This is a genomic window from Nocardia amamiensis NBRC 102102, from assembly GCF_001612745.1.
In the GTDB taxonomy this organism is placed as follows: Bacteria; Actinomycetota; Actinomycetes; order Mycobacteriales; family Mycobacteriaceae; genus Nocardia; species Nocardia amamiensis.
On record NZ_BDBA01000180.1, the window covers coordinates 21,771 to 28,486 of the forward strand.

Consider the following 6,716-nt stretch of genomic DNA (forward strand, 5'->3'; position numbering starts at 1 on the left):
GGCTAATCTGTTCGGCGTGGCAGACGAAAGTGGGTCGGTGTCGGTGTCCGAATCGGGCGACGAGGGTACGCGGGGAGTTCGCGCGAGGCGCGGGCAGAAGAAGAAGCAGCGGCCGTTCTGGCAGGAATTGCCGATCCTCATCGTGATCGCCGCGGTGATCGCCGCGCTGATGGTCACCTTCGTCGGCAGGCCGTACGTGATTCCGTCGGAGTCGATGGAGACCACGCTGCACGGGTGCCCCGGATGCACCGGTGACCGCATCTACGTGCAGAAGCTCAGCTACTACTGGGGCGATCCGCAGCCGGGTGACGTGGTCGTGTTCGTCGGCCCGCCCTCGTGGAACACCCACTACAAGTCGATCCGTTCGGACAACCCGGCCATTCGTGGCGTGCAGAACTTCTTCTCCTTCTTCGGCCTGGTGCCGCCGGACGAGAACGACCTCGTGAAACGGGTGATCGCGGTCGGCGGCCAGACCGTGGAGTGCTGCGACCCACAGGGGCGGGTCATCGTGGACGGCAAACCGCTGGACGAGCCGTACGCCCGGTATCTCGCCCCGTACGTGCCCGGTCAGCCCTACGGCGCCGGCGGCGGCCGGGAATTCAAGGCCGTAAAGGTGCCCGAGGGACATCTGTGGGTGATGGGCGACAACCGCAACCAGTCCGCCGACTCCCGCGCGCACATCAAGGACGACCTGAACGGCACCATCCCCGTGGACAACGTCCGCGGCAAGGCCGTGTTCAAGATCTGGCCGCCCGGCCGGATCGGACCGGTGCGCTCGGAGAATCCCCAGACGAACTGATCATCCGGCGCGCAGGATAATTGGATCGTGGGGCAGGGTCGAGTGCCAGTGGGTAACGGTTGGCCGCCGCGCGTGGTCATGCGCAGGGCCGCGGGGTTGCGCACGCTGGAGGCGGCGTTGATCCGCAGTGGCCTCGGGCCGGTGGCCGGGGTGGACGAGGCAGGTCGGGGTCCGTGCGCGGGACCGCTCGTGGTGGCCGCGTGCCTGCTCGCCCCGAAGGCCTATGACAAGCTGGCGGGCCTCGACGATTCCAAGAAGCTCACCGAGGCCACCCGCGAGGAGCTGTACCCGGTGATCACCCGCCTGGCGCTGGCCTACGAGGTGGTCGTCATCCCGGCCTGGGAGATCGACTCGATCGGCATCCACGTGGCGAACATCGAGGGAATGCGCCGTGCCGTCGCCGGGCTCGGCCGGGAGCCCGGCTATGTGCTCACCGACGGGTTCCGGGTGCCCGGCATACCGGTGCCCTCCCTGCCGGTGATCGGCGGCGACGCGTCGGCGGCCTGCATCGCGGCGGCCAGCATCTTGGCGAAGGTCACCCGGGACCGCATGATGGTCGAGCTGGACGAGCGATTGCCCGGTTACGGGTTCGCGGCGCACAAGGGGTACAACACCCCCGAGCACACGGCCGCGTTGCACCGCCTCGGGCCGAGCAGCGAGCATCGCCGCTCGTGGCGCAATGTGCGCGAGGCCGCCGGGTTGCGGCCGGTCGCGGTCGACGCCGAAGAGGCGGACGCGGTCCTGGCTGGCGAACTCGATGAGACGCTGTCCGAGCAGTTTCAGAACGCGCGTACGGCTGGCCGAGTGGCTACCGACGCGGCGCATGCGCGATGATGTCATCACACGACGCGATGCGGCGAGAAGGAGGACGTCCCACCCGATGAGTGCCGAGGACCTCGAGAAGTACGAGACCGAGATGGAGCTCTCGCTGTATCGCGAGTACAAGGACATCGTCGGTCAGTTTTCGTACGTGGTGGAGACCGAGCGCCGCTTCTACCTGGCCAATTCCGTAGAACTGCGGCCGCAGAACGCGGATGGCGAGGTGTACTTCGAAGTGCGGATGAGCGACGCGTGGGTGTGGGACATGTACCGCCCCGCCCGGTTCGTCAAGCATGTCCGAGTCATCACCTTCAAGGATGTCAACATCGAGGAGCTGGAGAAGCCGGACCTGCGGCTGCCCGAGTGATTCTGCACAGCGACGCGGTTATCAACAGGTTTTCTGAATGCCCAGGTCGGCGACGCTGACCTGATTCGCGCCCGGCGCATTCTGGCCGGGTGACAGATAGACAGGCGCTCGGCGCGCACGGGGAGGAATTGGCGGCGGCGTTCCTGCGCGCCGCGGGGATGCAGATCGTCGCCAGGAATTGGCGGTGCCGCTACGGCGAGCTGGATCTGATCGCCCAGGACGGGGAGGTGACCGCGTTCGTCGAGGTGAAGACCCGTTCGGGGCTGGGTTACGGCACCCCGGCCGAGTCGGTCACCGTCTTGAAGCAGCAGCGTATCCGGCGCTTGGCGCTGTTGTGGCTGGCCGAGCAGGACGGCCCGTGGCGGCGCATTCGATTCGACGTCGTGTCGGTGCTGGTGGCACGCGGACGTCCACCGGTGATCGATCATCTCGAGGCGGTGTTCTGAATGGCGCTCGGCCGGGCGCATTCGGTCGCGGTCACCGGGGTGGACGGTTTGCTGGTCGAGATCGAGGCCGATATCGGCCAGGGCCTGCCGTCGGTGCACCTGGTCGGACTACCCGACACCGCATTGCAGGAATCCCGTGACCGAGTGCGGTCGGCGGTGGCCAATTCAGGGGAGAAATGGCCGGACGGCCGGGTGGTCCTCGCGCTGTCTCCCGCGACGTTGCCCAAGCTCGGCAGTGTCTACGACCTCGCGCTGGCCGTTGCGGTGCTGGACGCGTCCGATGCGGTCCCCTCCGAGCGGCTCGCGAAGACGGTGCTGCTCGGCGAACTCGCGCTGGACGGACGGGTGCGGCGGGTGCGCGGTGTGCTGCCCGCCGTGCTCGCGGCCCGCAATGCGGGTTGGTCGACCGTGGTGGTGCCCGCGGTGACCATGGCCGAGGCCGGGCTGGTGGAGCGCATCCAGGTCTTCGGAGCCGGCAGCCTGCGCGAGGTGGTGGCGTGGCTGCGCGGCGAGGGCACGCTCGCCGAACCGAATGGTGACCTGCCCGATGCGGTGCGCCAAGGCGGCGATCTCAGTGAAGTCGTGGGGCAGGAGGAAGCGCGCTGGGCGCTGGAGGTGGCCGCAGCGGGCGGGCACCACTTGCTGCTCACCGGACCGCCGGGCATCGGCAAAACGATGCTGGCGCAACGTCTTCCGGGACTGCTGCCGCCGCTCACGGAGACCGAGGCGCTGGAGGTGACCGCGATCCATTCCATGGCGGGCACGCTCGCTGGCGACCATCCGCTGGTCACGGCGCCACCGTTCGTCGCCCCACACCATTCGACCTCGGTGACCGCGATGATCGGTGGCGGCTCTGGGATCGCGCGGCCCGGCGCGGTCAGCCGGGCCCACCGCGGCGTGCTGTTCCTCGACGAGTGCGCCGAACTCGGCACGAAGGTGCTCGAGGCGATGCGAACACCCCTGGAGGAAGGTGAGGTACGTATCGCCCGGCGCGACGGCGTGGCACGATATCCTGCCCGATTCCAGCTGGTGCTGGCGGCGAATCCGTGCCCGTGCGCCCCGGCACGCGACGTCGACTGCATCTGCGCGCCGCTGGCTCGCCGCCGCTATCTCGGGAAGCTGTCTGGGCCGCTGATGGACCGCATCGACATCTGGGTGCGGATGCACGGCCAGTCGGGTGCCGCGTTCAGTACCGATGCCGCCGAGAGCAGCGAGGTGGTGCGTGGTCGTGTGGCCGTCGCGCGGCGCGCGGCGGCCGAGCGCTGGCGCGAATACGGGTGGCTGACCAACGCGGAGGTCCCCGGTCACGTCCTGCGCCAGAGGTTCCGCCTGCCGCGGGAATCCCTCGCTCCCGTCGAGGGCGCCCTGCGTCTCGGTCGCATGTCCGCGCGCGGCGCGGACCGCGCCATCCGGGTCGCATGGACCATCTGTGACCTGCGTGGCGGCGACGTGCCATCGGCGCAGGACGTGCTGGCGGCGCTGAATTTCCGCCAGCGGGGCGCGCAATGAGCGCGACGCCGCCGCGGGGCGGCGGTGCCGCAGAGGCGAGTGGTATACCTGCGAACCGCTCTTGCCCGGCAGCAGGCGACCCCGATGCGCGGCGTTTGGCCTGGGTGTACCTGTCGCGCGTGGTGCAGGGCCCGTGCGCGCCGCTGTCGGCGCTGATCGACGCGATCGGGGTGGTGGAGGCGGCACGTGCCGTGCGGGAGTGTGCGCTGCCCGAGCCGTTGCGCGGACCGACGGCACAGCGGCGCGGCATCGACATCGCGAGGCGGGATCTCGACGTCATCGAACGGATCGGCGGACGAGTGGTGACGCCGGACGACCCGGAGTGGCCCGCCTGGCGCATGCTCGGTCTCGCGCAGCTCGAACCGGGCCGGGACCGCGACGGGGCCGTGCCGCTCGTCCTGTGGGCACGCGGCCCACGATCCCTGCTCGAGTCCAGCGAACGCGCGGTGGCGGTGGTCGGCTCACGGTGCAGCACCGGGTACGGCAACCGCGTGACCAGTGAGATCGCCGGGGATCTCGCCGCGCAAGGATGGACCATCGTGTCCGGTGCGGCGTTCGGGATCGACAGCATGGCGCACCGGGCGGCATTGGCGGTGGACGGCTCGACGATCGCGGTGCTGGCCTGCGGCATCGACCGGCCGTATCCGGCCCAGCATGAGCGCCTGCTGTCCGACATCGCTGCATCCGGCCTTGTGGTCAGCGAGTACCCGCCCGGAGTCACCGCGCACAAGCACCAATTCCTCGCCCGCAATCGCCTGATCGCCGCCTTCGCCGATGGCGTGCTGGTCGTGGAGGCGGGGCTGCGCAGCGGCGCCCGCAACACCGTGAAGTGGGCCCGCCGCCTCGGCCGCCCTGCCCTGGCCGTACCGGGCCCGGTGACGTCGGCGGCTTCGGTGGGTTGTCACCGGATGATCCGGGACGGTGAAGTCCTCCTGGTCACCCGTGCCGAGGAAGTCGTCGACGAGGCGGGTCCGCTCCGGCTGTCCCTCCCGGCAGCGGCGGGACCTGCCGACAATCCGGAGGACCGTCTCACCGGGGACGAGGCCCTGATTTTCGCCGCGCTGCCGAGAATCGGTTCCCGGTTGCCGCTCGAGCTGTCCCAGCAGTGCGGCCTGTCGCTTCCCGTGGTCCGCGCGACCCTCCCAGCCCTCGAGTTAGCGGGTCTGGTGGCCGCCGACGAAAGTGGTTGGCACCGAACCTTCCGCCGCGCATGAGCGAGCTGATACCTGCAAGTGCCGATTGGGTCATGGACCAGTGCGGCGGCGAGGCGAGACGGATGCATGGGCGGTGCGGCGAGGATATGGGCGGTGCGTCGAGGATAGGGCAGCGCAGACGACGAGTACATGGTGCTTCGGCGCATCGACGGGTCACTGATGTGGTCATCGCAGGGGTCCTGCGATGGAGAGCCACAGGCTGTGGTTGGGAGAGTGTTGAGCGGTGGTGGAGCGGCGCGCCGGCCCGCCGACATCATTGCCTTCACCGGTGCGGCGGCCGCACGCAACGGCGGGCCGCTGCAGATGCCGGACTCGCCGGAACCCACCGAGCGCGTCGCCTATGTGCGAGAGCTGCGCGGTCCCCGGCTGGACCGGGTGCGGTGAGGGGTGGCGGCGATCGGCCGGGCGACGTCCTCGTCGGGCAGGTCCCGCGACGGATTTCGGCGGCAGCGGGCGAGCCGTGGGTGCGTGATCAGGGGAGACCGTCCAGCCGTTCAGCGGTGGTCGCAGGCCAGATTGTTCGGATGGGGAGGGACGCACCGCGAGGACGCCCGAGTGCGTTCGGCGCGGGGGCTTGCCAACCCGGCACGCGGTCGCGACCGTGGGGGAATGGAGCAGTTGCCCGAGGATCTGGAAGCGCTGTTGGTGGAGTACGGCAGGCACCTGCGGCTCGGGCGGAATCGCTCGGAGCACACGGTGCGGGCGTATCTGGGCGATGCGCGCTCGCTGCTGGACCATCTGTATCTGCGGTCGGCCGATTCGGCGATTCGCGAGCTGGACCTGCCGCTGTTGCGGTCGTGGTTGGCGCGGCAGGCGGCCGCGGGTGCCGCGCGGACGACGTTGGCGCGGCGGGCGTCGTCGGCGCGTACCTTCACGGCGTGGCTCACCGGGACGGGGCGGCTGCCCGTCGACCCGGGGCTGCGGTTGGGCACACCGAAGGCGCATCGCGTGCTCCCGGCCGTGCTCGGACCGCAGCAGGCGATCGGCGCTATGGATGCGGCGCGATCCGGTGCTGCTCAACGCGACCCGATGGCGTTGCGGGATCGGGCGATCGTGGAGTTGCTCTACGCCACCGGCATCCGGGTGAGCGAGCTGTGCGGGCTGGATATCGAGGATGTCGATCGCGAACGGCGCGTGGTGCGCGTACTCGGCAAGGGCAACAAGGAGCGATCGGCCCCGTTCGGCGCGCCCGCCGACGAGGCCGTCGGCAACTGGCTGCGCTACGGACGCCCCGCTTTCGCCACCGTCTCGTCCGGTCGCGCGCTGCTGCTCGGCCGTCGCGGCAAGCGCCTCGATCAGCGCCAGGCGAGAACCGTTGTGCACGAGGTGGTCTCGGCTATCCCCGGCGCCCCCGATATGGGCCCGCACGGCCTGCGGCACACCGCCGCGACCCACCTCCTCGAGGGCGGCGCCGACCTGCGTGTGGTTCAGGAACTCCTCGGCCACGCCAGCATGGCCACTACGCAGCTCTACACCCACGTCTCCATCGACCGACTGCGGAAGGCACACGACCAGGCCCATCCGCGCGCCTGAGGTGACGCGGGGGAGTGGCGGTCTGGGTC

8 protein-coding genes are annotated in these 6,716 nt (G+C 70.0%); all 8 read left to right on the forward strand.

The window, feature by feature from the left end; genetic code table 11:
• The first annotated feature begins 37 nt into the window (after window positions 1-37).
• The 8 genes from lepB to NA4_RS28625 all read left to right on the forward strand — a co-directional run bounded on the left by lepB (window position 38) and on the right by NA4_RS28625 (window position 6,687).
• Complete coding sequence (gene lepB / locus NA4_RS28595; RefSeq protein ID WP_067476847.1) at window positions 38-799, forward strand: signal peptidase I; 762 nt, start codon at window positions 38-40, stop codon at window positions 797-799.
• 78 nt (window positions 800-877) lie between these two features.
• Window positions 878-1,633, forward strand: a complete 756-nt coding sequence (locus tag NA4_RS28600; protein ID WP_067476850.1) for a ribonuclease HII — start codon at window positions 878-880, stop codon at window positions 1,631-1,633.
• A 46-nt stretch (window positions 1,634-1,679) separates the two neighbouring features.
• On the forward strand, window positions 1,680-1,985 hold the full coding sequence (locus NA4_RS28605) for a DUF2469 domain-containing protein (protein WP_011210678.1): 306 nt from the start codon (window positions 1,680-1,682) through the stop codon (window positions 1,983-1,985).
• An 89-nt stretch (window positions 1,986-2,074) separates the two neighbouring features.
• Window positions 2,075-2,431: a YraN family protein gene (locus NA4_RS28610; RefSeq protein WP_067476831.1), complete on the forward strand. Its 357-nt coding sequence runs from the start codon at window positions 2,075-2,077 to the stop codon at window positions 2,429-2,431.
• Window positions 2,432-3,940 carry a YifB family Mg chelatase-like AAA ATPase gene (locus tag NA4_RS28615; protein ID WP_067476834.1) on the forward strand — a complete coding sequence of 503 codons (1,509 nt, stop codon included), beginning with the start codon at window positions 2,432-2,434 and terminating at the stop codon, window positions 3,938-3,940.
• Between the two features lie 95 nt (window positions 3,941-4,035).
• The gene (gene dprA / locus NA4_RS28620; protein ID WP_245671630.1) at window positions 4,036-5,154 is read left to right on the forward strand and encodes a DNA-processing protein DprA; all 1,119 of its coding nucleotides are present in this window, start codon (window positions 4,036-4,038) and stop codon (window positions 5,152-5,154) included.
• Between the two features lie 216 nt (window positions 5,155-5,370).
• The gene (locus NA4_RS40840; RefSeq protein WP_157129362.1) at window positions 5,371-5,538 is read left to right on the forward strand and encodes a hypothetical protein; all 168 of its coding nucleotides are present in this window, start codon (window positions 5,371-5,373) and stop codon (window positions 5,536-5,538) included.
• Window positions 5,539-5,763: 225 nt separating this feature from the next.
• Entirely contained in the window at window positions 5,764-6,687 is a 924-nt protein-coding gene (locus tag NA4_RS28625; protein WP_067476838.1) for a tyrosine recombinase XerC, read from the forward strand.
• The last annotated feature ends 29 nt before the right edge of the window (window positions 6,688-6,716 follow it).